28 protein-coding genes are annotated in these 25,506 nt (G+C 43.8%); 20 read left to right on the top strand and 8 right to left on the bottom strand.

Features of this window, described 5'->3' with window-relative positions:
• The first annotated feature begins 3 nt into the window (after window positions 1-3).
• The 5 genes from EDD61_RS11635 (at window position 4) to EDD61_RS11615 (ending at window position 3,665) form a co-directional block, all read left to right on the top strand.
• Window positions 4-714 carry a hypothetical protein gene (locus tag EDD61_RS11635; RefSeq protein WP_165877211.1) on the top strand — a complete coding sequence of 237 codons (711 nt, stop codon included), beginning with the start codon at window positions 4-6 and terminating at the stop codon, window positions 712-714.
• 14 nt (window positions 715-728) lie between these two features.
• On the top strand, window positions 729-1,028 hold the full coding sequence (locus EDD61_RS11630) for a hypothetical protein (RefSeq protein ID WP_132225527.1): 300 nt from the start codon (window positions 729-731) through the stop codon (window positions 1,026-1,028).
• 56 nt (window positions 1,029-1,084) lie between these two features.
• A complete protein-coding gene (locus EDD61_RS11625; RefSeq protein ID WP_132225525.1) occupies window positions 1,085-1,426 on the top strand; it encodes a hypothetical protein in 342 nt (113 codons plus the stop codon).
• A gap of 281 nt (window positions 1,427-1,707) precedes the next feature.
• Window positions 1,708-2,151 (top strand): plasmid mobilization protein, encoded by a 444-nt coding sequence (locus EDD61_RS11620; protein ID WP_132225523.1) that lies wholly within the window; start codon window positions 1,708-1,710, stop codon window positions 2,149-2,151.
• Window positions 2,151-3,665, top strand: coding sequence for a relaxase family protein (locus EDD61_RS11615; protein WP_132225521.1), 1,515 nt, complete (start codon window positions 2,151-2,153; stop codon window positions 3,663-3,665). Before EDD61_RS11620 ends, EDD61_RS11615 begins: the two co-directional genes overlap by 1 nt.
• A 34-nt stretch (window positions 3,666-3,699) precedes the next feature.
• On the opposite strand, the gene EDD61_RS11610 is transcribed toward EDD61_RS11615, so the two are convergent.
• Window positions 3,700-3,978, bottom strand: a complete 279-nt coding sequence (locus tag EDD61_RS11610; RefSeq protein ID WP_132225519.1) for a hypothetical protein — start codon at window positions 3,976-3,978, stop codon at window positions 3,700-3,702.
• Between the two features lie 333 nt (window positions 3,979-4,311).
• Between EDD61_RS11610 and EDD61_RS11605 the strand changes: the two genes are divergently transcribed.
• The 11 genes from EDD61_RS11605 to EDD61_RS11555 all read left to right on the top strand — a co-directional run bounded on the left by EDD61_RS11605 (window position 4,312) and on the right by EDD61_RS11555 (window position 15,031).
• A complete protein-coding gene (locus EDD61_RS11605) occupies window positions 4,312-4,869 on the top strand; it encodes a ParA family protein (RefSeq protein ID WP_112331147.1) in 558 nt (185 codons plus the stop codon).
• A gap of 90 nt (window positions 4,870-4,959) precedes the next feature.
• On the top strand, window positions 4,960-5,184 hold the full coding sequence (locus EDD61_RS11600; RefSeq protein ID WP_132225517.1) for a hypothetical protein: 225 nt from the start codon (window positions 4,960-4,962) through the stop codon (window positions 5,182-5,184).
• Between the two features lie 19 nt (window positions 5,185-5,203).
• Complete coding sequence (locus EDD61_RS11595; RefSeq protein ID WP_207901044.1) at window positions 5,204-5,956, top strand: hypothetical protein; 753 nt, start codon at window positions 5,204-5,206, stop codon at window positions 5,954-5,956.
• Window positions 5,957-5,980: 24 nt separating this feature from the next.
• Window positions 5,981-7,576, top strand: a complete 1,596-nt coding sequence (locus EDD61_RS11590) for a recombinase family protein (protein ID WP_207901043.1) — start codon at window positions 5,981-5,983, stop codon at window positions 7,574-7,576.
• 214 nt (window positions 7,577-7,790) lie between these two features.
• Window positions 7,791-8,348, top strand: coding sequence for a dihydrofolate reductase family protein (locus EDD61_RS11585; protein ID WP_132225513.1), 558 nt, complete (start codon window positions 7,791-7,793; stop codon window positions 8,346-8,348).
• Window positions 8,349-8,459: 111 nt separating this feature from the next.
• Window positions 8,460-8,876, top strand: a complete 417-nt coding sequence (locus tag EDD61_RS11580; protein ID WP_132225508.1) for a pyridoxamine 5'-phosphate oxidase family protein — start codon at window positions 8,460-8,462, stop codon at window positions 8,874-8,876.
• A gap of 179 nt (window positions 8,877-9,055) precedes the next feature.
• Window positions 9,056-10,054, top strand: coding sequence for an NAD-dependent epimerase/dehydratase family protein (locus EDD61_RS11575; protein ID WP_132225506.1), 999 nt, complete (start codon window positions 9,056-9,058; stop codon window positions 10,052-10,054).
• Window positions 10,055-10,330: 276 nt separating this feature from the next.
• Window positions 10,331-11,023, top strand: coding sequence for an iron-sulfur cluster assembly scaffold protein (locus tag EDD61_RS11570; protein ID WP_008690634.1), 693 nt, complete (start codon window positions 10,331-10,333; stop codon window positions 11,021-11,023).
• A gap of 11 nt (window positions 11,024-11,034) precedes the next feature.
• Complete coding sequence (locus EDD61_RS11565) at window positions 11,035-12,036, top strand: GGGtGRT protein (RefSeq protein WP_008690636.1); 1,002 nt, start codon at window positions 11,035-11,037, stop codon at window positions 12,034-12,036.
• Between the two features lie 228 nt (window positions 12,037-12,264).
• Entirely contained in the window at window positions 12,265-13,125 is an 861-nt protein-coding gene (locus EDD61_RS11560) for a DegV family protein (RefSeq protein WP_008690638.1), read from the top strand.
• A 322-nt stretch (window positions 13,126-13,447) separates the two neighbouring features.
• Entirely contained in the window at window positions 13,448-15,031 is a 1,584-nt protein-coding gene (locus tag EDD61_RS11555; RefSeq protein ID WP_132225504.1) for an amidohydrolase, read from the top strand.
• Between the two features lie 155 nt (window positions 15,032-15,186).
• On the opposite strand, the gene EDD61_RS11550 is transcribed toward EDD61_RS11555, so the two are convergent.
• From EDD61_RS11550 to EDD61_RS11535, 4 genes are read right to left on the bottom strand one after another with little or no spacing between them, the layout of a single operon-like run.
• Complete coding sequence (locus EDD61_RS11550) at window positions 15,187-16,566, bottom strand: effector binding domain-containing protein (protein ID WP_132225502.1); 1,380 nt, start codon at window positions 16,564-16,566, stop codon at window positions 15,187-15,189.
• A complete protein-coding gene (locus EDD61_RS11545) occupies window positions 16,556-17,332 on the bottom strand; it encodes an N-acetyltransferase (protein ID WP_132225500.1) in 777 nt (258 codons plus the stop codon). Before EDD61_RS11545 ends, EDD61_RS11550 begins: the two co-directional genes overlap by 11 nt.
• On the bottom strand, window positions 17,332-17,985 hold the full coding sequence (locus EDD61_RS11540) for a GyrI-like domain-containing protein (RefSeq protein WP_119983498.1): 654 nt from the start codon (window positions 17,983-17,985) through the stop codon (window positions 17,332-17,334). The genes EDD61_RS11545 and EDD61_RS11540 overlap by 1 nt, the downstream gene beginning before the upstream one ends.
• 1 nt (window position 17,986) lies before the next feature.
• Complete coding sequence (locus EDD61_RS11535) at window positions 17,987-18,970, bottom strand: helix-turn-helix transcriptional regulator (protein ID WP_132225498.1); 984 nt, start codon at window positions 18,968-18,970, stop codon at window positions 17,987-17,989.
• Between the two features lie 216 nt (window positions 18,971-19,186).
• On the opposite strand from EDD61_RS11535, the gene EDD61_RS11530 reads away from it, so the two are divergent.
• The 4 genes from EDD61_RS11530 to EDD61_RS11515 all read left to right on the top strand — a co-directional run bounded on the left by EDD61_RS11530 (window position 19,187) and on the right by EDD61_RS11515 (window position 22,056).
• Window positions 19,187-19,498: a hypothetical protein gene (locus EDD61_RS11530; protein WP_132225496.1), complete on the top strand. Its 312-nt coding sequence runs from the start codon at window positions 19,187-19,189 to the stop codon at window positions 19,496-19,498.
• A gap of 81 nt (window positions 19,499-19,579) precedes the next feature.
• Window positions 19,580-20,425, top strand: coding sequence for a DegV family protein (locus EDD61_RS11525; RefSeq protein WP_132225494.1), 846 nt, complete (start codon window positions 19,580-19,582; stop codon window positions 20,423-20,425).
• Window positions 20,426-20,678: 253 nt separating this feature from the next.
• Window positions 20,679-21,479 carry a helix-turn-helix transcriptional regulator gene (locus tag EDD61_RS11520; RefSeq protein WP_132225492.1) on the top strand — a complete coding sequence of 267 codons (801 nt, stop codon included), beginning with the start codon at window positions 20,679-20,681 and terminating at the stop codon, window positions 21,477-21,479.
• Between the two features lie 109 nt (window positions 21,480-21,588).
• Window positions 21,589-22,056 carry a VOC family protein gene (locus EDD61_RS11515; RefSeq protein ID WP_132225490.1) on the top strand — a complete coding sequence of 156 codons (468 nt, stop codon included), beginning with the start codon at window positions 21,589-21,591 and terminating at the stop codon, window positions 22,054-22,056.
• A gap of 121 nt (window positions 22,057-22,177) precedes the next feature.
• Here the strand turns inward: EDD61_RS11515 and EDD61_RS11510 are convergent, their stop codons facing one another.
• The 3 genes from EDD61_RS11510 to EDD61_RS11500 form a co-directional block, all read right to left on the bottom strand.
• Window positions 22,178-23,926: a GNAT family N-acetyltransferase gene (locus EDD61_RS11510; RefSeq protein WP_132225488.1), complete on the bottom strand. Its 1,749-nt coding sequence runs from the start codon at window positions 23,924-23,926 to the stop codon at window positions 22,178-22,180.
• Window positions 23,927-24,007: 81 nt separating this feature from the next.
• Window positions 24,008-24,901: a LysR family transcriptional regulator gene (locus EDD61_RS11505; RefSeq protein ID WP_008690654.1), complete on the bottom strand. Its 894-nt coding sequence runs from the start codon at window positions 24,899-24,901 to the stop codon at window positions 24,008-24,010.
• Window positions 24,902-25,038: 137 nt separating this feature from the next.
• Window positions 25,039-25,404: a VOC family protein gene (locus tag EDD61_RS11500; protein ID WP_132225486.1), complete on the bottom strand. Its 366-nt coding sequence runs from the start codon at window positions 25,402-25,404 to the stop codon at window positions 25,039-25,041.
• Between the last annotated feature and the right edge of the window lie 102 nt (window positions 25,405-25,506).

Genomic DNA, 25,506 nt, shown 5'->3' with positions numbered 1-25,506 from the left:
GATATGAGTTACAGATGGGAAAGCGAGAAGATTGCCCAGTGGCGCCTTAAAGCACGCCACGGGGGTCTCGATGAGAACGAACGGCTGCTTTACGAGGACTATCTTCAGTCGTGCGCCCTCGCCGAGGCGGACGTCAACGCCTCCAAGGCGAGGTCCATGGGGAGGTTGTCGGAGAGGCGGTTGAAGAAGGGCGCGATTCGGCGCGGCGTCATATCGCTGGCGCTCGTGGCCCTGATTGGGATGTACGCCATGACGGGATGCAAGCTGTCGGAATCGATTCTGCTGGTCCCGTACACGACGTATGAAATTGGCTACAAGCTGACGGGCGAGCTGCCCGACACGAACAAGGTGTTGTCCAGCATCGCGAACACGATGAGGCTGCTGTCTGGAGGCGGTTCTTGGGACTTGGGGAGTTTTATCCAAAGCGGGCGCGCTTCAGTCGCGAGGCTCGCTTCCGGGCAGGTTCCGCCGGACGAGTGTTTCTTTGACGAGGTGGTGAGTCGCCTTCGGGGCACGTCCGACATGACCGAGGTGCACCGTCATATCTGGAGCGATGAGGCGCTGTGGAACTTCGAGGTCTATTTGAAACAGAAGGAAGATTCGTCGTATGACCCCGGTACGTATGACGGGAACGGATATGACGGTCGTCAGATAATCGAAGACCTCGGAGGCGGATATGGCGGAAACGCAGTGAAAGACCTCGCTGAAGATTAAAGGAGGTGCGAGAGATGAGTCAGATTTACAAGGCAAAGAAGAAGGTTGTCGACAATGCGAACGTCGACGTTCTAAGTGACGGTGAGCTTTCCTGTCTCCGCACGAAGGCGGACGAGGGGACGCTCACGGCGGAGGAACGGGAGCTTTACGAGCGGCACCTCAAGGCGATGGAGAAGCTGATTCCCGAGCGCTCGATGCCCGGCAAGTCGAAGGTCGATGTCCTCGGACTCAGGGTCGCGAAGGCGCTGATTACCGTCGCTTTGGTGATGCTCGCCTTGCCCTTCGTCATCGGCGCGATTCAGCTTTGGATGTAGCGCGAAAGACGGCAGGAGCGAGGAGACAGATTCAGATTGATAAGGAGTGATTGATTATGGCTATCAAGAGATTCGATGACATAGACAAGAAGGCGCGTGAGCTTGAGGCTCAGGCGAAGAAGTTGCGCCGCGAGAAGCAGGCTGCGAAGACCAAGGCGTACGCCGACGCCCTCGTGACGGTCTTCCCCGAAGTGAAGGAAATGGGTTCCGCCGAGGAGGTGCTCGCGTTCGTCAAGACACTGCACAAGGACGCCGGACATGGAAACGGCGGAAATCCTTCCGATGGTGACCCGAACGCAGTCGTGCGCGAACCTGCGGGCGACGCCGATTCTTCGGACGGCGACGGCGGTTCTCTCGGCGTCGAGGGGTTCAATCCCGAGCGCCGTCCCTTCGATTAAAACACGCCGGAGGTTCGGACATGGGGAGTCGTCCCCGTGTCCGACATTCGGTCGCGTGGTTCTGTCGGACAGAACATGTTGAATCAGAAGGGACAGATTCGGGGGTTCGAAGGGGGCGGCTTCGCCGTCCCCTCGCAAGCTGACCATGGCGGGAAAAATGCGATATTCGCATTTTGTACGTACATGGTCAATGCTTGCTCCCTTCCCCGTTTCGCAGATTGCAGCAAAGTGCGACGAGAAATGAGCATCGCATTTGGATTGCGAATAAGGAGGTGTTTTGCATGGCAAAAGAAGTTGAGAAAAGAAGCGGCAAGGCGACCCGCCAGCACTACAAGAAGGACCGTCGCGAGACTGTTATTCAGGTGCGCATGAACGCCGAGGAGCTTGCCCTTTTGGATGGGAAGAGAGGCGGACGCACGCGCTCGAATTATCTGCGTGGCGCGCTGTACGGCTCCGCCGGTTCCCACACGAAGCACGAGGTCGTTGCGGACACTCCGCAGCTCGACCGGATGCTGATGGAATTGAACCGAATCGGCGTGAACATCAACCAGATTGCACGGGCCTTCAACGCCCGCGTGAAAGGGATGGGCATGCTTGAGGAAATCAAGATGGAACCGGACAAGAAGGCGTTCGAAAGCCTGAGGGAATCCATCGAAGGATTGTCGGACGAGGTCAAGGAGCTTCGAGCCGATTTGCATGGCGGAATCACGGGAGGTGATGTCTGATGTCGACGACGTATGTGCAGGCATTGCCCGACGTCCGGGGCCGCATGTCCTACACCGAGTTCGGAGAGGGAAAGCGCAGACGCGACCACCTGCAAAACGGGACGGACCGCATCGCCGCCCAGATGGGCGACATGCCCTCCCGAGGTGAGTTCATCGCGTACTGCAACGGGCTTCATGCCGTCCATCCGAACATGGTCAACGAGGGTTACGAGCTTCGCGTCTCATGGGCGCTCGACGAGTTGAATCCGGGCAATCCCGATGATGTGCAGAGGGGCATGGAGCACGCCTACCTGCTCTGCCATGAACTCGCCCCCGACTCCCCATGTTGGGTGACCATGCACGTGGACGGCGAGGGCGGATGCGTCCACGCCCACGCGACAATCGCGAACCACGATTGCCGCACCGGGCAGGTCATCAACAAGGACGACACGAGCCTGTTCGCCCCGCGCGTGCAGGCGGTGAACGACGAGCTGAGCCGCGAGTGGGGTCTGTCCGTGATAGGAGCGGACAAGGACAAGTCGACATGGGCGGAGAAACGGGACTCGTTCGAGCACGATTCCTTCGACCGCCATCTCGGCGATGCGGTGGCAAAAGCAAGGGACGACGCCAGCGATATTGATGATTTCAAGCAGCGTCTTGCGTTCGCCGGAGTGACCCTCAATGAGACATCGAAAGTCGACAAGAAGACGGGCGAGAAGTCCGTCGGATGGTCTTACAAGATGCGGGACGAATGGGGCCCGAAGCGTAGGACCCGAAAGCGCCGCGCCTCGAACCTCGCAGACGACCTGACGAAGGAGGGCGTCGAGCGGTTCTTCGAGGAGAAGCAGGAACAGCAGACCCGCGAGGAACTGAAGACAGCGCCGGCCCCGAATCAGGATTCCCAGATGGTCGGCATGGAGGATACGCAGCAGGATTCCCCTGCCCAGCATGATTCCGACATGTACGAACCGAGCGAGTCCGACGTGAGGGACATGGCCTCCGATTTGAAGAGCGTGTACGCCCGTCGCAGGAAGAGCGAGGGCATGCCTATCGCCGGGGAGCAGTACGATGCGCTCGCGAATGCAGAGAACGACCCGGAAGACGCCCTCGCCCAGCTCCGCGCCGATGTGGAACGCGCCCGCAGGGAGTTCCACGATTCCAAGGAGGCACGGGACGCCCTGAAGGGAGCCTGCCCAAGCCTCGCGATGGGATTCGGGCTGTACACGCTGGCGAGCAGGACCGGGACCGACCCCGTCTCCCGCATGATGTCGGACATGATGGCCCGGATGTTCCGCATGATGATGCTCCAGTTCATGGAGGACCAGCGCCACAGGATGCAGGAGGACGCCGAGCGTCGTCTCTACGAATCACGCGGCAACATGTGGGACGCCGAGAAGCGCCTGAAGGCCGCCGAGGAGGCTCTGGACAACGAGGCCGCCCGCACCGTCAAGCATCGCGGCGTCACGCCGAAGATGCAGCAGACGGCCGAGGCGACGGAGCGCGTGCGCGACGAGGACAAGCACCTCGGGGAGTAAAAAAATGACGGCTCCCTTGCGGGAACCGTCATTCTCAGTGAATCTCGGGGGCGGGCACGCAGTCCCAGCCTGTACCGAAATGGGTGATTCCCCAGACGTACAGGTCGAGTTCCTCGTCATGGAACACCGGCTCGTCCGTGTGCTCCATCAGGAAGTCGGGGTAGCTGATGATGTACCACTGGAATATCTCGTCCCATGGTGTGAAATCCCCGCTCACGAGTTCCAGCGGACGATGCGCCATCTCGTTGGCGAGGACCATCCCGCCGACCGTCTTGGCCAAATCCGCATAGGTCTCGATGCCGTAGCCGTTCATCTCTCGTCTCCCTTTCTTTCGGGCCTTCTCCTTCACGCGCCGACCCGATGCCGAAGGCATATCGGCGGTCGAGAGCGCGGGTGGGCTTGAGATGGGCTTGGGAAAGACCTTTCAAGGGTCTCTCTCCGAAAGAGGCGGAAACGTCGAAAAATCGACTTCGGCTCGTTTACGGGACGATTCCCGAAAATCGTTCCGAAGAGGTTCAGGAGACGATGGAACGGTGGGCTTCGGAAAGCCCCTCGAAGGGTCTTGCATGGAACCCTTCGAGGGACCATAAGACTGTAACTAAATACGTAAATGAGTAATTGATTAAATACATATGAGGTGAGAGATATGAAGACGATTTTGGTTTGCAATCAGAAGGGCGGCGTCGGGAAGTCCCTCGTCGCCGACGAGATTGCGTTCTCGTTCGAGCGCTCGGGAATCCCGATGAGCTTCTACGACTTGGACGCGCAGGGCGGGACCCTGCACAAGACCCGCGAGGTCGACGGTGCTGAGGTCGCCGTGGTGGACACGCCGGGGGCGTTGCAGGAGGCGCTTGCCGACTGGCTCAAGGAGGCCGACGTCGTGGTCATCCCCACCCGCACCACATCCCGCGACATCGAGCCGCTGATGCGCATGCGCAAGGCGGTGTTCAAGCACAGCCGCGCGAAAATCGTGTATGTCATGAACGGCTGGAACCGCTTCAAGGCGTCCCGTGACTTCATGGAGTGGTTCGGGGGTCTCGCTGGCGACCAGACGGTGGTCACGCTTCCCCAGTCCGAGGCGTTCGTTCAGGCGGGGGCCGGTGAACAGTCCGTCGTCGAGTACGACCGCAGGGGCAAGGCCGCGAAGGCGACCCTGTCGATGGTGAACACGGTGCGGGAGATTGCGGGGTTCCCGGCTGAATAACCGCAGGTCAAAGGTTCGTTAGGTCTCGACAAATGAGACAAAGTGATGTATAATTGTACAAATGATTAAATGATTAAAGGAGGCTAAGCCATGGCGAACATGTTCGAGAAATACGCTGCCGACCGCGAGGCCGAGCAGAAGAAGATAGAGAAGACGGTTTCCGCCGACGCTCCCGCCGCCGACGAGAAGCGCACGACCCTCTCGCTGTCCCTGACGGTGAGCGACAAGAAGGCGCTCAAGATGATGGCGGCTGAGAAGGAAACGACGATTGCTGCGATTATCCACGAGTGGATTCAGGAACATTCGGAAAACTGATTTGGAAGGAGTGGAATCTATGTTGACAAGAGAAGACGTAATGAAGAAGCTCAGGAGCGGCGAACTGACGCCACAGGATATTGCTGCGAACGGATGGATGTGTTCTGTGACGCAGCGTATCAGCAAGATAAAGCAGCCGAGAGGCGGCTATATCAAACCGAAGGAGTTTGAGCAAACGATGCTCGACGGGGGCGGCATTGATGAACTGCATCCAGAGGAAAACGTATCTCCGGGTTTGGTTGGCATCACCGTGGACTATCTCACGCGTTTCATGTCTGGGACTTCGGCCGAAGAGGCGTTTAAGATTTCCCAGATGGGTGCTGCTACTGTTCAACAGCTTGAGCTTTTTGAGAGACTGATATCTAATGTGCGCGGGCTGGATGACAACTCAATAGACGCGGCTGTAAAACTATCTGGGTTTGATTCTGCATATAGAGCAGGAGTTATGGCATACCGCCCTGTAGAGGATATTACGCCTGATGGTTATACGATTGAGAACATACGTGTGATGGTCGAGCGTTCATTAAGGTTCTTCGAGCAGTATGGACCAAAGGTGTTGGACGGTCTGACATTTGAAGGCGGCTATACCGGTTATGTTGCTACTGGAGACGGTGACTTTCTAACAGATGATACGTTGTGGGATTTCAAGGTTTCGAAGCAAAAACTTCAAAACAAATACACCCTCCAGTTGCTCATGTATTGGCGTATAAAGCCCGTCGCTCCTATGGGCGGCGGGCATTCTTTTGAATTAGCTAATTGTATAATTGATTAAATAATTAGTTTGGAGGTGATTTGTTTGGCGAGAAGGAAGACGAAGCTCAACGACAATAACCTCGCCATCGCGTACTATCGCTACTCCTCCCACTCGCAGAACGAGGCGAGCATCGAACAGCAGCGCGAGCTTGCCCACGAATGGGCGGACGCACACGGGCTGAAAATCGTCCGAGAGTACGAGGACGCGGCCATATCCGGCACGAAGGAAGACCGTCCGGGATTCCAGCTTATGCTGTCGGAGGTCGCAAAAATCCGTCCGAACACCCTCATTGCGTGGAAGACCGACCGTCTGGGTCGCGATAAGTACGTGCTGGCGATGGCGAAGAAGACGATTCGCGACGCGGGGTGCGAGATACACCTGCTGGCGGAGAACATCCCGACGGACACCGCCGAGGGAATCCTCATCGAGGGGCTGATGGAGGCTCTGGCGGAGTATTACAGTCGGAACCTGTCCGTGCACATCCAGCGCGGGATGGACTTCAACGCCGAGCACGCGAACTTCAACGGCCATAAGGTGTTCGGCTTCAAGACGGAGAAGGTGGACAAGAAGCGCAAGTACGTCATAGACCCCGATACCGCGCCGTTCGTGCAGTTGATGTTCGCGAAGTACGCCGAAGGAGAACCCATGCAGTCCATCTGCGACGAGTTCAACGAGGCCGGTCTGCGTACGTCGAGGGGTAACCCCTTCGGTGTGAAGACGATGCACAGGATGCTCAAGAACCGCGCGTACATCGGCGAGTACAGGCACGGCGAGTTCGTCGTTCCCGGCGGGATGCCCGCTCTGGTCGACGGGGAGACGTTCGACAGGGCGCAGAAGCGCCTCGCCGAGAACAAGCGCAAGGGTTCCCAGAGGGCGCGAGGAATGGATGAGGATGGCGCTCCTCGCTACTGGCTGACCGGGAAGCTGTACTGCGGCGAGTGTGGGGAGACGATGCAAGGTGTCTCGGGCACGAGCAAGACGGGGCGCACGTATTACTACTACTATTGCTCCGCCCAGCGGAAGAAGCTGTGCACGAAGAAGAAGGTCAAGAAGGACTGGATTGAGGACCTCGTGACCGACGTCCTGAGGTACATCATCGACGACTCGGAGAACCTGATGTCCCTTGCGGTGGACGCCGCCGTGTACTACAAGGAGCATTACAAGGAGACGGGGTACCTCGAAGGTCTGGAGGCGAAGCGCAAGGAGGTCGAGAAGGGTATCGCGAACCTGATGAAGGCAATCGAGGGCGGTGCGCTCAGCGACACCCTCATAGAGCGCCTGAACCAGCTTGAGGCGCAGAAGGCATCCCTGAACGACGCGATACAGGCCGAGAACGTCAAGGTCTCGCTGTGCGAGGACGAGCACAGCATCAAGGCGTACTTCGAGAAGTTCCTTCACGCGGACTTCGACAACCCGGAGACGCGCGATAAGATATTGGAATATTTCGTCGATAAGATTTATCTCTACGACGAGAAGCTGGTCGTGACCTCGTGGTATTCGGAGGATAAGACCGAAATCACGTGGGATATGCTGAAAGGAGCGGACGGCGACCCTTTTGTTAAAGGGGAAGCCGCCGAGTTCGACTGCTTCCCCTTAGGCTCCACCATATATAAGGTTAACGATATGTTGATTTCGTAATGGATATGCAAGATATCGTTTTTTTTGTTATTGTAAGGGAACTAGCTTTGATGAAAAAGCTTAAAATAATGTGACTTATAAGCATTTAATGTTTGCTTATGGAAATTCAAAAGAGAAACAGCTGCCTTAATATGTAGTTTACATTACCATCCATCACCTTATAAACAGCCTATAATTTGCCATACTAGAAAAGACAATGAAAGGCGGTTATGTTATGCGTAAAACAATTCTTTTTATCGCTATGAGTTTAGATGGATTCATCGCTGATAAAAATGGCAAAGTTTTTTGGTTAGCAGGGGAGGATGCCAATCAAAATGATATGATTACATATGAAACCTTTATCCAAGGTGTAGATACTGTCATTATGGGGGCAAATACGTATCATCAGCTACGTACTGAAATATCACCAAAACAATGGATATATCCTACTCTTACCAGTTATATCATTACACATCAAACTGAGGCATCTACTGAAAAGATAAGGTTCACTATGGAAGATCCTGTGGCATTGATAAGACATTTAAAAACACAACCGGGAAAAGATATCTGGATTTGTGGTGGTGCATCCATTGTGAATCAAATCATGCAAGCCGACAGCATTGATCGATATCATATCAATGTTATTCCTACTCTTCTAGGTACAGGCATACGATTGTTTCATAACACGGATATTGAAAGAAAATTAACTTTGTTGCATATACAAAGCTATAACGGTATCGTTGATCTGGTATATGAACGAAGAACTGCATCTTCCTCTTTTGATGTAAAATAGATTTATGCGAATCTTCCTCATGAAAGCAGATTGATTTTATGAAAAGCAATAAAACGATTGCTTAACAAATGACTTTCAGGTAAAGTGTAGATATATGAGGAGGCGTTATGTATGCGCGATAAAGTAAAAACGATCGGGAACCTAATTGATAAACAAAGTGTATCTTTCATCAGTTCAGTTGATGAGAAAGGATTTCCTAATACGAAGGCGATGTTGCCACCACGTAAAAGAGAAGGTATCAAAGTGTTCTATTTTACAACCAATACATCTTCGATGCGGGTAGAGCAGTATCGAAAGAATGATAAAGCGTGTATTTATTTTTGTGATAAACGGTTTTTTCGCGGTGTCATGCTGATAGGAAAAATGGAAGTGTTGGAAGATGCCGTTTCGAAAGAAATGATCTGGCAAGAAAACGATACGATGTATTATCCGCAAGGTGTAAATGATCCTGATTATTGTGTGCTTCGTTTTACGGCAGAAAGTGGTCGATTTTATAGTAATTTTTCATCTGAAACATTTGAAATATGATTTTCTGATGCAATATCGCATGAGAAAATGTAGGATTTGTAAAAGCATTGTAAAAGAGTAGTACAGTGCTTTTCATAGCGTTATAATATAAGAGAGAGATTAGCATATTCACAACTTCATTTCGTTTTTCACATACCGTAAAGGTTGGCGCAGAAAATGATGGAAAGAAGTGTGAGTTTATGAAAAAAACAATCTTACTAACAGGAGCAAACGGACATTTGGGAAAAGCCATCCTGCAGGAACTTCATGAAACATCTTATGAAATACGTGCGCTTATCATGCCGCAGGATCATGCAACTGATGATAGTTATGTACATTATTATAAAGGAGATGTCTTAGAACCGGATAGTTTGCTTCCCTTTTTTGCGAACTTACAAGATAAAGAAGTGTATCTATTGCATGCCGCAGGGATTGTTGATATTCAAAGAAAAGTATCCACTAAACTTTATGATGTGAATGTCTTAGGCACAAAAACGATGCTGCAATTCGCAAAGCAATATCATATAAAGCGTTTCTTATACACCAGCTCTGTACATGCTATACCCGAAAAAACGTATCCGCAAATAATTACTGAGGTGCATCACTTTGATGCGTCCCTTGTAAAAGGTGGATATGCCAAAACAAAAGCACTTGCATCTCAACTGGTCATGGATGAGGTTGCCAATGGTTTGGATGCCGTTATTGTTCATCCTTCCGGTATCTTAGGGCCATATGGAACCAAGAACAATTATTTAGTGCAGATGATAAGCGATTATCTGGAAGGAAAATTGCTGGCTGGTGTTTCTGGTGGTTACGACTTTGTTGATGTCAGAGATGTCGCGAAAGGATGTATTGCGGCTTTAGAACATGGAGAAAAAGGAGATTGTTATATTTTATCCAATCAATATTATAAGATATCCGATATTCTAGATATAACCGCCTCTTTATGTGGAAAAGATACACTGTTTATGTTACCTATGTGGGTGGCAAAAGCCTTTGCCCCTATAATTTCAGGATATGCAAAATTGCGCCATCAGCGCCCATTATATACTCCATATTCTCTTTATACTTTAGCATCAAATGTGCGCTTTTCACATGAACATGCTACCACACAGTTGGATTATCAATCAAGAAGTATGAAGGACACGCTAAGGGCAACGATTGCATGGTATCAAAGCAGGCAGGTTCATGAGCTATAATTTAGAGAAGCGTTCCTTTTGGGACGCTTTTTTACACCCTTTCTGGTAAGGATAAAAAGGCCTAATTATGTTGACATAAAATAGGAAAAGAATTAAAATAATGAAGTAGGACGACATTTCTTGTGAAGATATTGTCAAATAGAAATTTCGTAGGGAAAACGTCCTCGATGATGTTATTTTAAATAGAGGAAAATGACATTGTCAAGACAGCTACACAAGCGTTAAAGTAGCACTATGGTAAATCTTTCATGGATTATGCGAGAAAGGAGAAATGACATGATTTATTCAAAAGAAGTTGAAAACATGTGCACTGTTAAGTGTGGTGCAAGCCATGGTTGTGCACCTATTCCTGAAGAAGGAAAATGGGTAAACTCCAGAGAAATCAAAGATATTTCAGGTTTGACACATGGTATTGGATGGTGTGCTCCACAGCAGGGTGCCTGCAAACTGACACTGAACGTTAAAGAAGGTATCATCGAAGAGGCACTGATTGAAACATTAGGATGTTCCGGTATGACTCACTCCGCAGCTATGGCTAGTGAGGCTATCGTTGGTAAAACACTGCTTGAAGCATTAAATACAGACTTAGTTTGTGATGCTATCAACACAGCTATGCGTGAACTGTTCCTGCAGATCGTTTATGGACGTACACAGTCTGCATTCTCTGAAAACGGACTTCCAGTTGGAGCTGGTTTGGAAGACTTAGGTAAAGGTACACGTTCTCAGGTTGGTACAGTTTACTCAACAAAATTAAAAGGACCTCGTTACTTGGACTTAGCTGAAGGCTATATCTTAAAGATGGGTCTTGATGAAAATGATGAAATCATCGGTTATGAATACGTAAACATGGGTGTATTCATGGACGCTGTTAAAAAGGGCACTAACCCTGAAGAAGCTCTGAACAATGCAAAGAAAACTTATGGTCGTTATGCAGATGCTGTTAAGTACATCGACCCAAGACACGAATAGGAGGAAAAATCATGGCATTATTTGAAGGATACGAAAGACGTATTGATAAAATCAATGAAGTATTAAACTCATATGGTATTTCTTCCATCGAAGAAGCAAAAACACTGTGTGATGATTTAGGTGTTGATGTATACAACATCGTAAAAGGCATTCAGCCAATTTGTTTTGAAAATGCATGCTGGGCATATATTGCCGGTGCAGCAATCGCTATCAAAAAAGGTGATAAAACAGCTTATGAAGTAGCGAAATCATTAGGTGAAGGGTTACAGGCATTCTGTATTCCTGGATCTGTTGCAGACGATCGTAAGGTTGGTCTGGGACATGGTAACTTGGCTGCTATGTTGTTGGATGACAACACAAAATGTTTCGCATTCTTGGCAGGACACGAAAGTTTCGCTGCTGCTGAAGGTGCAATCGGTATCGCTCGTAACGCTAACAAGGCTCGTAAAGAACCACTGCGCGTTATCCTGAATGGTTTAGGAAAAGATGCTGCGAAGATCATTTCTCGTATCAATGGATTTACACACGTTGAAACTGAATTTGACTACTTCACAGGTGAATTAAAAGAAGTTTACAGAAAAGCTTACTCTAATGGAGAAAGAGCTGCTGTTAACTGCTATGGTGTAGATGATGTACGTGAAGGTGTTGCTGTCATGCATCACGAAGGTGTAGACGTTTCTATCACTGGTAACTCTACTAACCCAACACGTTTCCAGCATCCAGTTGCAGGTACATATAAGAAAGAATGTATCGAACAGGGTAAAAAATACTTCTCTGTAGCATCTGGTGGTGGTACAGGTCGTACATTGCACCCAGATAACATGGCTGCAGGTCCTGCTTCTTACGGTATGACAGATACAATGGGACGTATGCATTCTGATGCTCAGTTTGCTGGTTCTTCAAGTGTTCCTGCTCACGTAGAAATGATGGGTCTGATCGGTATGGGTAACAACCCTATGGTTGGTGCTTCCGTAGCTGTAGCTGTAGCTGTATCAGAAGCATTGAACAAATAATTTTGATAAGAAATGAGCTGTTGTCTTAAAGATGACAGCTTTTTTTGTGTGCGGATGATAGCAGTTATGGATCATGAAGAAGAAACAAGAAAAAAGAAAGGTACGTTTACATCATGTGGACAATTCATTTAGTTATAGAAACTAGATTGACTAATTATAAGAATTATACTATACTATGTATGTAACAATCGTATTTCAATTTGAAATATAAATGGAGGTTCAAAGTTCATGAATAAAGAAAAGATTGCTATTCTGGTGGATAGCTGTTGTAATGTACCGCAGGAATTCGTAGATAAATATGGAATGTATGTTATTCCTTTAAAGGTATTATATAAAGATCGTGAATATATGGATGGTGTAGATATTACCGCTGAAGAAGTATACCGTGGTTTAGAAAAGGAAATCCCTAAGACATCATTACCTTCTGGAGAACATATTCAGAAGATACTTGATCGTATAAAAGCAGATGGTTATGAAAAGGTCATTGCTGTTACGATATCCAGTGGCTTAAGTGGCACGAATAATATGATCAATTTATTGGCAAAAAATTATGAAGGATTGGAGTTCTTTGTGTTGGATACAAAAAATATTTCCATCGGATCAGGATTTCATGCCATTCAAGCGGCTCGTTATTTAGAAGCCGGCATGAGTTATCAAGCAATTTGTGAGAAATTAGAAAAAGAAGTAATGAATTGTAAGGTGTTCTTTGTTGTGGAAACTTTAGAATATCTGCAAAAAGGTGGTAGAATCGGCCTGGTTGCCTCATTATTCGGGAATGCCTTACATTTAAAGCCAATTATATCATGTAATGAAGATGGTGTGTATTATACGGTAGCAAAGGTAAGAGGAAGAAAGCAATCCATATCCAAGACCAAAGAATTGGCTTTGCAATTTGCCGGTAATCATAAGAAATATAATGTCTCCATTATGCATGGTGATGCTGCTGCATTATGTGAGGAAATTAAGCAAGATTTGCTTCCGAAGCTACCTCATATGGATGTATTTGTCAGTGATCAAGTATCTCCGGCCCTTGGTGTGCACACGGGTCCGGGAACGATAGGAATATGTATTCAGGTATTAGAGGATTAAAATGTTGACAGGTGTTTATAAAAATGCCTGTTTTTTTACTGTCTATGAGTTTGTATGCAGTAAAGTAGAACGTAAAAAACGATGTAAAGAAGTAAATACAAATTTCATGAAATAAAGGACTATTCAAAACGATTTATGAAAATAGAATATCGGATTTGCAAAGCCGGGGAAAAAGCATATTGGTATTTTACTATGGCATAAAACAGCATCATAAACGATTCGCATACATAAAGCAATCAAATATTTTAAATTACTCCAACATTGATAAACCGTATTTTTCACATGATCGTAAGCTATAATAAAGGTAGAAAGTAGGGATAAGATGAAACATATCTATGTAAATGGAACTATCTTGACAATGGAAGATATGCAAAAACAAGTAGAAGCAATTTGCTTTGAAGATGAGTATATTGTGGGATTAGGAAATCGCTCTGATTTAATAAAACGTTTTCCAGAGGCAGAAATTCATGATTTGTGTGGGAAAACAATGCTGCCGGCCTTTCTTGATGCACATTCTCATTTTACAGGAGTAGCCAATGCACTTCGCCTTTGTGATTTAAGTGATGCAACATCATTTGATGACATCATTATAAAAATGAAGGAGTTTGCGAAAGATAGAAAATTGGGAAAGCAGGACTGGCTGATTGGTGCGAATTATGATCATAATTTCATGAAAGAAAAAAGACATCCTGACCGACATGTGCTTGATGAAATCAGTATGGAGCAACCAATTTACATTTCTCATGCATCTTCACATATGGGAGTTGCCAATAGCGCTGCCTTGCAGGCATGTGGTTTACACAATGCAATGAAAGATCCAGAGGGAGGAAGATATGGCAGAGATGCTGATGGTAGTATGAATGGTTATATGGAAGAAAGGGCTTTTGTATCTTTTCAAAATCAAGTACCTATGCCATCCATGGAAACAATGTTAGAGCTGATGAAAGAAGCACAGGCAATTTATGCCAGCAATGGGATTACCACAGTGCAAGAAGGATTTACGCAATCATCTTTATTTCAGTTATTATTGGCTTCCGCTAAGTCAAATACCCTATATCTCGATGTGGTTGCTTATGCAGATGTAAGTGAAGAAAAGGATTTGTTTACCCAATACCCGACGTATGAGCGGTACCAGAATCATTTGAGATTAGGTGGTTACAAGACGTTTGCTGATGGCTCACCACAAGGTAAGACGGCATGGATGCTGGAACCATATCGTGGAAGTGAGGATCGTGGGTATCCGGCGATGACAGATGCGCAGATGTATCAGCGTATTGAAAAAAGTATTATAAAGAAACGTCAATTGCTCATACATTGCAATGGCGATGCTGCCGCAAGACAATACGTTACACAATTTGAAAAGGTCATGAAACAACATCCTGAGGCAACGACGCATCGTCCGGTCATGATTCATGCCCAACTGGTCCGTAAGGAAGAACTGGAAAGAATGCCGGCATTAGATATGATTCCATCTTTCTTTGTTGCGCACACCTGGTATTGGGGCGATATTCATATTGAAAATTTTGGGAAACAAAGAGCGGATAAGATTTCACCGGCACATACAGCCAAGGAATTGCATTTGCCCTATACCTTTCATAATGACAGTCCGGTCATTCCACCAAATATGTTTAAAACATTATGGTGTGCAGTGAATAGAAAAACAAAGAGTGGACAACAGATAGGAAATACAGAAGCTTTATCTGTGGAAGATGCCTTGCGTGGCTTGACGATTCATGTGGCACATCAATATTTTGAAGAAGATAAAAAGGGAAGCTTTAAAGAAGGAAAACAAGCAGATTTTATTCTTCTGGATAAAAATCCTTATCTGGTAGATCAGACGAAGCTAGATACGATACAAGTGTTAGAAACATGGAAAGATGGCAAATGTATCTATCAGAAAAAATGAATGCAAAGTAATCATTTTTTGCATTTAAAAGTACATGAATTCAAAGAAGTTAGGAGTGCTTTAGTAGTACATTAGGAGGTACATAGTTATTTTTTATGTATCTAAGTAAAAGAAAGGAATGTCTTTTACCTCAAAAATAGGTATATGACATTCCTTTATAATGTTAGTTGTAGTTGTTCATTTGGAATCGCTGATTTATAAGCACGTATAATATCACTCATACGATATAAGATGCCATATTTGCGACACTCTTTTACAAATAGTTTATACAAATGTCGAGAGTGTGGAGAATTACAGGAATAGCATTTATGATAATGTTCTTCATACGTAAAACGTAATCCGGGATAATGCTGATCTAGCCAGTGATAATAATAATCCCGTTGATTGTCACGTAAAGATAAACCGAAGCCGCCATATACAAATATAAAATTGGCATGAGCTTCATGTGATTTTTGAACAATGGTGAGAATATTTTCTTCGGTATCATTAATAAAAGGCAGGATAGGCATTAAGAGGATACCGGTAAATAAGCCGGCTTCGCGTAATGCTTTTACGGTTTCAAAGCGTTTAGAAGATACCGGGGCAAAGGGTTCTATTTGTTTCGATAAGGAATCTTGCGCACAGGTAATCGTGATTTTAAAAATGCTTGGATATTGTTTAGCGATACGTTTTAATATGTCAATGTCACGTAGAATCAAGGTGCTTTTCGTATCAATACCGACCCCATAGCCATAACGTTCGATTAATGCTAAGGCTCCTTTCGTAAGACATTGTGTTTTTTCAAAAGGATTGTAGGTATCCGACATAGCGCCAATGCCAATCGTTCCTTTCTTTCGCTTTTTTCGCAGTTCCATTTCCAAAATTGCCAAAGCATTTTGTTTGCCTTTGACAATATCAAAATCAGCAACCTGATAGCATTTACTGCGTGAATCACAATATACACAGCCATGACAGCAACCCTTATATAAGTTCATATTAAAGTCCATACCAAACCATGTGTTGGCATTGCTATTTCTGGGTTGTGATGCTAAAAGTGTCTTAGCAGGAAGATAGGCAAAGGGGGTTACTTCTTCCTGTATGGGGATATACAGCTGAATGGTGGATGTGGAAGATTGAAACATAAAACCTTCCTCATATACTTCATAATAACAGATAGTTGAAGATAGAGCTTGATAAGGGGATGCCGGCAGTTCCTGCTTCCATATCGTCGTAATGGTTTCCGGCAATTGATCCATACCTCCATGATGCGTAAAATGTAAGAAAGCACCTCTGGGAATGTGGAACAGCTCAAAATCCAGAGGATAACAGTTGAGTGAGGGAACACCGCAGAAATAATATAATTTAGTGTCTTCACGAAGCATAATACCGTATTTTATCCAAGGTTGTGTTAAGGGCATATGCACACTTTTTAATTTTGCATTGAATTGTTTCCAGAAATTTTTGATGAGCAAATGATTCTCTTGAAGAGAAGTAGTGAGAAGGATACGTTTTCCAACCAGAAAGATATCATCCTGATGTACATATTCACTTTTCATATTGGGAAAGCAGCTCCTTTAATTTCTTTTCTGATTGGATTTCATGCGTAATAAAGCGATGATTCAAAAATAGAGCATAAGTTGTTGTAGGACAAGGAAGCTGTTGAGCTTCTTCTGTTGTCTTGAGGTGATGCACATGTACCTCCCAATTAGCTTCTTGAGCAAGCTGCACTGCTTTTTCCCCATAGCATGCAGCATGTGGACATTGACAGCTATAATATAAGACAAAGCCATTTTCTTCACATTGTAATGTTTTGGCATGCTCCAGAAACTTTGGTATGATCGCATCACTTTCTTGTGGGGTATCTTTAATGGGAATGGGAAGATAGTAAAGCTGATATGGGAAGATTTCATCAACGAGCTGAAATCCATAATGCTCAAGATAATGACGATCTGCTAAATAGGACTGTTTCTTTTTTGCAGAGATTACACATATGCCTTGTTTACCACGAACTTTTGCGTCTTCAATACAATAGGTAAGCAATTCATGTGCATAGCCTTTTCCTTTATATTGTCCTGCGACCCATAAGCAATTGATAAACAAACAGTTGTGTGCTTGTATTGGCACCCAAGCCTTTTCTGCATCGATATATTCAATAAAGACCTTACCTCGAACATTTGCTTTTAAAAAGACCAATCCTTCTTTTAGACGTTCTTTGAGCCATGCTTTCTTATCGGCTGCACGATGTTCTCCTTTTTTCTCGGCAATGGCACAACAAATATGTTCAGTAGCTAAATTATCCATCGTAAGCTGTATGTACTCCATCATTCTTCCTCCTTTTTGCTAATTGGCAAACGCAATATTGTTTTACGTTTTTCTTCCTTTGTCCGATGAGGATTGCTGAGATAAATTTCATGATGAAACCGCATGTATGACTCATTCACTGCCACTTGATATCCTTCTGCTTGCGCATAGGCATGCAATTTGGCGATGGATTGTGGCTCATCATCATAGGATCCGATGTGTAGTATTTGCACACAATCGCCTTCTTCCCATTCCCATAGACTTACTTCTGAAGTATCTGCATCGGGATGTTTTTGTTCATAGCGTAAGCAAGCTTCTTTTAAGACTTCCGCTGTCACAAAAGCAGGTAATCGCATGATGGAATACCAATGCAGCTGATCTTTGTGAGCAGTTTCCAAGGTTTGCTCATTTTCCAACCACCATAAGCCTTCTAAGGGAGCTACCACAAAGGGAGAATAACCGGGAATCTCCCATTGCTTTTTCATGCTCATCTTAATTGTATATTGCAATCCATATAATAGACGCACCGCTTTTGCATAAGCACCATCCTTTTCATTTGGATTTCCTGTCCCTGCTATTTTGAGATAGCTTGCTTTAGGAAGTGTGATGCGCATTGGCTTGGTTTTTACACCATAGGCATCTTTCATTTCTTTCTTTACATCATAGGCGTTCATATTATCTTTCCTTTCCCTTTTTAAAAGCAATGCCATCTGCATCAACAGAGGACTTTTCTTTTGTTTCTTGTGTATGCAGAGCGATTGTTTCTACATCTTCTTCATATCGTTTCTGCATGGCTTGTAACCGTTGTTTAACTTTCTCTTTTACTGTTGAAGGAGAAAGTACCTTGGCATAAGGCCCATACGACAGCAACATGCCATAAACCCATTCATCCTCAGGGAAGCTGATATGTACAAGGAAATTCCCATCTTCCAGTTTCTCTATCTGCTCATAAGCGTATTCATCATACAGGCGATAAGCCATGCAGCTATCCACCCACAAGGTGATATCTGTTGTAGCTATTGGAAGTGTCTTATCTTCTTCATTTGGATACTGCATGGGTAAGAAAGTTTCTTTTTCCATGAACACCTCTTGCATACGCGAGAGCTTGAATAAGCGATAATCCGCTCGTGTGGTACAATAGGCTTTTAAATACCAGGTATGTTCTTTAAACCAAAGTTGGAGAGGATAGGCATGACGTTTGGTTTGGATACCGTTACTGCCACAATAGGTGAAGGAAATGGCATGGCGTATCTGAATAGCATCTCGTATGGTTTCAAAGAGCTTGCGAGAGCGATTGGACCAATCGGATAAATCCATGGCAATCCAATCTGTTTCCTGTTGATGGAATAAGGTACGCATGCGTTCTAAGGTATCATTCGTATCATCGGTAATGGTTTGGACACCTTTGAGGGCAGATAGGATGAGCTGTTGTTCTTCTTCGCTTAATAAAGCACGATTTAAGATGAAGTGTTCCATTAAAAAGATACCGCCATCTTTTCCTTTATTGGTATAAATGGGAATACCGGCAGCGCTTAAGGTATCAATATCACGATAAATGGTGCGTGTCGATACTTCAAAACGTTCTGCCAACTCTTTGGCTGTCACTTTCTTACGGTATAATAAGAGATATACGATTTCAAAGAGGCGTTGTAAGTGCATAGGATCCCTCCGTTCTATTCTATTGTAACAGATGAATATGACAGATGCCTGTCATATTTAAAAAATGTCGATAAGAAAATAATAGAACAAGCATTTTATTCATCATAAACCATCAGCAAAGACATATTGCTAGATTGTGGTTATCTGCAATGATGCTGTCACTTTTCATTATCATAGGAAAGGAGTATAATAGACAAGAAGAAAGAAGGGGTTTCGATGTTAAATAACGCAGTAAATCGTGAACGATTGATGGACTATGCAGAAGATGTCTTACTTCCTGCAACAGCGAAAGATATCACGCTTATGGAAACGGTGGAAGAAGAAGGGGAAGAACTTTCTTTATGGCTTGTCACCATGGAAGATGAAGAGGAATATTGGCTGTTGGAGAATGGAAGTCCTTGTGGTATCTATAAACGCAGTGGTATTTATGAATCATCACAACGTGTATTTGATACTTATGCAATCCAAAAAGAACAGGCTCAGCAAGAACCGGTAAAAGACCGTTTTGCCTATGGCTATGAAAAATAAGAATCTTTCTTGCGCATAGAGGTAAGAAAGATCAAAATAAAAAACAAAACAGCTAAGCTGTTAGAAAAGAAGGTGGACGCGATGAAGATTGCAGTATTAACCGACAGTGGCAGTGCTTTAACAAAGGAAAGTGGAAAAGCGTTAGGGTTATATGTAGTGCCTTTAGAGGTCATAGACGGCACGGATTCTTTCCGGGATGGTGTGGATATGACAACACAGGAACTCTATGAGCGCTTAAGGTTGCAGCATACACCTAAAACAAGCATGCCATTAACTTCTGAAATTGAAGATGTACTACAGGAAATTAAGCGAAATGGCTATACCCATATTATCGCAGTCCCTTTATCCTCAGGGTTAAGCGGTACGTATAATACGATGCGTATGTGTGCAGAAGATCTTGCCATACCTATGACTATTATTGAAAACTACACAACTTGTGATTTACAGTGTCATGATGCTTTATTAGCATTAGCATGCAGCAAGCAGCATATGGAGCCAGAAGCTATCAAGGCATATGTGGAAGATAAGGTAAAAGAAAGTGGCACTTTGATCTTACCCAACGATATTCAACATTTAAAACGTGGGGGACGTTTAACACCACTTGCGGCAGCTGCAGCCAGTTTGTTGAAAATCAAACCGATCTTAACAATTGGACCTAAGACAAAGGGCAAGATTGATGTTTATGAGAAAGTAAGAACCGAGAAAAAAGCACAACATGTAGCTGTGCAGGCGATTTGTGATATCATGAAGAACAGCGAAGGGGATATTTATGTCATCCATTCAGACTGTTTGGATAAAGCTACTGAAATAGCTGATATATTCCAAAAGGAATGTCCTTTGGTAAAGGTACATGTCAATACGATTTGTGCTGTGATCAGTGCCCATACCGGCTTAGACTGTATCGCTATTCAATATATTAAAAAATAAGATATCGTTTCAAAAGGGTTATCCAGTTGTGAAATTTACCTTAAACTATTTTCAAGGAAAGCTGTCATCCACTAGATGAAGCTTTCCTTCATGATCTAGAGAGAAACGATTATCCGTTAGGTGAAGAGGTTCTTAAGATGTTATCAAGTAAACCGATTATTAGAACCCTTAAGAAACGTTTTTCATTCATCATGCTTGATGTGAAAAAGAAACGATATGGCTTTAGAAAAGATATGGAAGGAAGGAATGCCCTATGCAGATGATCATTGAACCAAAGCGTTTTCTGCATAAGACGTCTTCTCATCTCTATGTGCAACCACATCCTTTCCTTAAAAAAGCAGTGGCACATTACACTATTTTGCAGGAAAGTGCTTATACCGGCCAAGAAACCTTGCTCTTAGTTCCGGATATCAGCGGATGCATCGTATTCAAGGTGAAAAAGAATACGATAGATGCTCAGTATTGGGGTCCTACAACAAAACTAGTCGAGGTACAGGCAGAGCCAGACGATGCATATTTCAGTTTTTTTATTGAATTTCATCAAGGTGGTGCTTATCAGCTATTTCAGCGAGGGTTACAGGAACTGCTAGATGAGAAGATTCCATTGTCAAAGATTTTGCCAGAGTTGCAAGAGCAGATGATTGAGGCTTATATGCAAAGTACGACCTTGGAAATGTTTTTAGTTAAGATTGATAGCATATTGTTAAGTGGTGAACGTAAGGACAGACATATAGTGACGATGTTGCGAAAACAGATGCACCCACAAGTGTCTTTAAAGGAAGTTGGAAATGCGATTGGGTACAGTGAACGGCATGTACAGCGTATTTTTCTGGAACAGATTGGCTGCAGCATGAAACACTATCAAAGAGTACAGCGCATGAATCTGGCAATCCATCTCTTACAAAATGCGCATTCGCTGATTCAGGTGGCACAGCTGTGTGGATATTATGACCAGTCGCATTTTATTCATGATTTTATTCGAGTGTGTGGCTGTACACCGAAAGCTTATGTGGAGAAGATGACAAGTTATTATCAAGAACCTTATAAATTTTAAACCTGTCGCCTTGACAGGGGGCAGATGAAAGGGCACAAGCTGTCCTTTTTTTACAATTCTATGTCTTGTGAATCGTTTATACTGATTACAAGAGAGAGGAGTGTTACAAATGGTAAAATTTGAAGGAGGACTAATCTGTGTGAAAGATATTCAGCGATCACGCAGATTGTATGAGGAATTATTGGGGCAGACAATGCTGGAGGACTTTGGTGAAAATATTGTATATCTAGGCTTTGCATTACAAGAGAAGACATGCTGGGCATCGTTTTTAGATGTTGCACCTGTTGATATCAAAGCGGGTCGTTATGATCATGAGTTATACTTTGAAACTGAGGATTTAAATGGTTTTATAGAAAAGATGAAAGCATATGATGTAAAGATTTATCAGCCAATACAAGTAAGTAGTTGGGGTCAGCGAATGATTCGTTTTTTTGATTATGATGATCATATGATTGAAGTAGGAGAATCGATGGATTATCTGATTTTAAACTATATCAAGCAAGGACACAGTGTAGAAGAAACACATGAAAAATATCAATTTTCTATCGACTATATCAACAACCTATTAAAAAGGTAAATATCCTAAAAAGGCCCGCTGTTTACAGCGGGCCTAGTTATTTATATGGAAAATCTGATGCTTATTGAGAATGCGACATCTATACATTTGCTAAGGTTTGATCGTATCGCATAGGATATTATCAGATGGTTTCATTTATATATAGATGCTCTAGCGGTAAGGATGGCTTGTGCAACTGCTTTACCATCATGACAGTCATTAATTTTCCTTTGCCAATCACATCTTCTTCAACAGAGGTACGCAGATAAACTTTTTTTGTTGTCTGGGCTAAATGAGATAGTATATTGGTAAACACTTTCGGTGTTGTATATGCACATTCTATAACTTCGACATCCTGCTCATGCTCTTCGATTAACAGATAACCGCATGGTTGTTGATCTTCTTCATAGACATACAATGTCTGTTGCCACAAGTCAGCATAAGGAAGAAATTGTTGAATAAAGTAATCCTTATCACGAATGCGATAGCCCTCTTTGTCTTTTGTGTATGTCTGATAGATGTCCACAAGCGCCGATATTGTAAACTGTGTAGTCAGTTTACCTTTTTCTTCATCTTGTAAATATGCTTGCTTATCCAATTTCCAACGTTTACACATATAAGTTTCCACAAAGCCGCTTGATTTGTAAATTTCCCATTCATATGCCTGTAACAAAATGAAGTTTGCCGATGCATAGGGCTCTTTTTGTAAGACACTATGCAGCAATTGTTTCATATAGCCACAGCCTTCATATGCTTTTTGCGTAGCGACACCGACAACGAAATAGACACGTTCTTTTTTTCCGTATAAGGAAATATCCATCGGACGTAACTGCAACATAGAGATCAGTTCCTGTTGACTTGTTAACAGCCAAGTATCTTCTTCATGATAAAAATGCGTAAAATAATATTGGCTAGATGCTTTTGTTTCATCCGCAAAGCTTGTTTCCCATAACTGCATAACGGCATCTTTCCAATGGGCATCTGCTTGATGAATCTTTAAGGCTTGATGACAACTGCCAAACTTTTGAATCTTATATATGGGCTGCATGTCACTCTTGGCTTTACGCAGCTCCGGAAGTCCCATATCATCTTCTCTGTTTAGGTAACGGATGGTATCCGGAAGGGTTTCTAAATAGCATTTCAAAATAGCAATATATAAACCACGATATGCGCGATTTGCTTTTTCCACATGAATTTGTACCATATCTTCAGCCAATCTTGAGGTTATCGAAAAGGCTTCTAATTGATTATCTATGTAAATACATCCACCTTCTACAGGTAATTGTTCCCAATATTGAAACAAGAGCTCAATACCGATGATTTCAGCGTCGATTGTTTCATACTCTTCTTCCTTTTTGGTTTCTTTCCAACGCTTTAAAAAAGCCATAACATGAGGAATATCTTCGCGTGTTAAAGGTTTATAATAATACCTTCCTTCATAAAGCTTTTCAAAAGCATGAAAGTGATTACGGCGTTTCTGCATTTTCTTACCGGATAAAGTTTGTTGCTGCATGCGATCATATACATAATCGCGTGCATTATAACAGTCCCAAATTAAAAACGCTTGGGGATATTCCTTTATGAGCCAATCTTTAAACTCTTTAGTCATAGAATGCACCTCAAAGGCGATATGCAATTGCTCACTGCGCTTTGCAAGCATTTCTAAGGCTTCTTTACGGTAAGGCAAGGCACAATATGGCATAAGCCATACAGGCTCATGATGCGGCATTTTCGTATATACCAAAGCAAAGTGTTCATATGTTTCAAAATAGGCCTCATAGCGATTAGACCACATCAGCAATGTCATAGCGTTTGAGTTATATTCATGGTAATCAGCTAGCGCGATATAGGGTTGTAATTCTTTCCAATTTTCAATCGTTAGTTTTTTCATAAAACCTCTCTTATTATTACTATGGTATATTATAGCGCGGTTATCATAAAAAACAAGAAATTTGCTTATAGCAGCGACTTGCTACTTTGTGTATAAGCATTCACCTTTTTGGAATTCTTCCAATAAACGACGATAATCATCCGCAAACTGACTATGTTTACGCCATAAAAATGTAATGTCATGATGCAAAGGCATGCCTTTTAAAGGAAGGATGACCAGACTGCCTTCGGCAATCTCTCTTTTAGCGGTGTTTTCATAAAGAAACGTAATACCACAGCCTTTCACAGCAAGTTCTTTAATCAGATGAACACTGCCAATTTCCGTATAGGCAGTGAAATCATGTATAGCAATATTCTGTTCTGCTAAATAGCGTTCTAGGATTGCTCTGGAGCCGCTGCCTTCCTCACGTAATAATAATGGACAAGTTAGAAGATCTTCCAGTGTCGTAAGGCTTTGCCAATGGGGAAAGGATGGGGCACAGACCGCAAGAAACGGCTCTTTGCGATAACAGATAGCATCATAAGCATCTTTTGCATAATATCCTTCCACAAAAGCGACATCCAGTTTTCCTTGATCAATACTTTTTAATAAAGTTTTGGTGTTATCAATCGTTAAGGTAATGCTGCGGTTTGGATGTTGTTTTAAATAACTGGCAAAGGCATCTTGCAATAACCCTTCGGCAACACTTAAGGTAGCTCCAATGGCTAAAGGAGCCTCTGTAGGTTGTTTCATTTTTATCATTAATCGTGTTTCGTCATGCTGTTGTGTTTGCATGGCATTTAAAAGTAATTTTCCGGCATTTGTTAAATTTAATTTCTTTCCTGTAAACGTAAATAAGGCACATCCATAATGTTGTTCCAAATAATGAATATGCTGCGACACAGCCGGCTGCGTAATGTGCAAACGCTCTGCGGCCTTTGTATAATTCATTTCTTCACATACGGTAAGAAATGTCTGCATACGAAAATCAAGCATCCTAACACCTCCTGTTCATAATTGCTATATCTTTATTATAACATTCTTTACATATACCTAAAAGAAGGGCTAAGCTTATCTTTTAAGAAAGATATAAAAGTAAGCAAAAAAACCACCCTAGTGGTTTTTAAATAGTTTTAGGCTGGAACAATTTCCAACCAATAGCCATCCGGATCTTCGATAAAATAAATGCCCATCGCTTTATTTTCATAACATATACATCCCATATCGGCATGTTTTGCATATGCCTGTTGGAAGTGATCACAAGAAAAAGCAATGTGACTTTCATTTTCTCCTAAATCATAAGGTTGTGGATGTTCTTTTAACCATGTTAATTCCAATTGGAATTGGTGAGTATCATCTTCCAGATAAGTTAATTGAAAAGAATCATCATCTGCTTTTTTAATCGCTGCCACATGCAGTCCTAAGGCTTCTTCATAAAAAGCAACACTTTTTTCAATATTTGTGATATTGATATTACAATGGATTAATTTAAAATTCATAAGCTAGCTTGTATTATTTAATTAACCAAGAAACAGGTAATTAAATAGTATCTTCCTTTCTTGGGAATTCATTAAGCTATATAATTAGCTTAGGGCTGTGGA

This window comes from Longicatena caecimuris, assembly GCF_004341945.1.
Lineage (GTDB): Bacteria > Bacillota_I > Bacilli_A > Erysipelotrichales > Erysipelotrichaceae > Longicatena > Longicatena caecimuris.
Note: the sequence above shows the minus strand (reverse complement) of the source record. Positions and strands in the feature narration are given on the sequence as shown.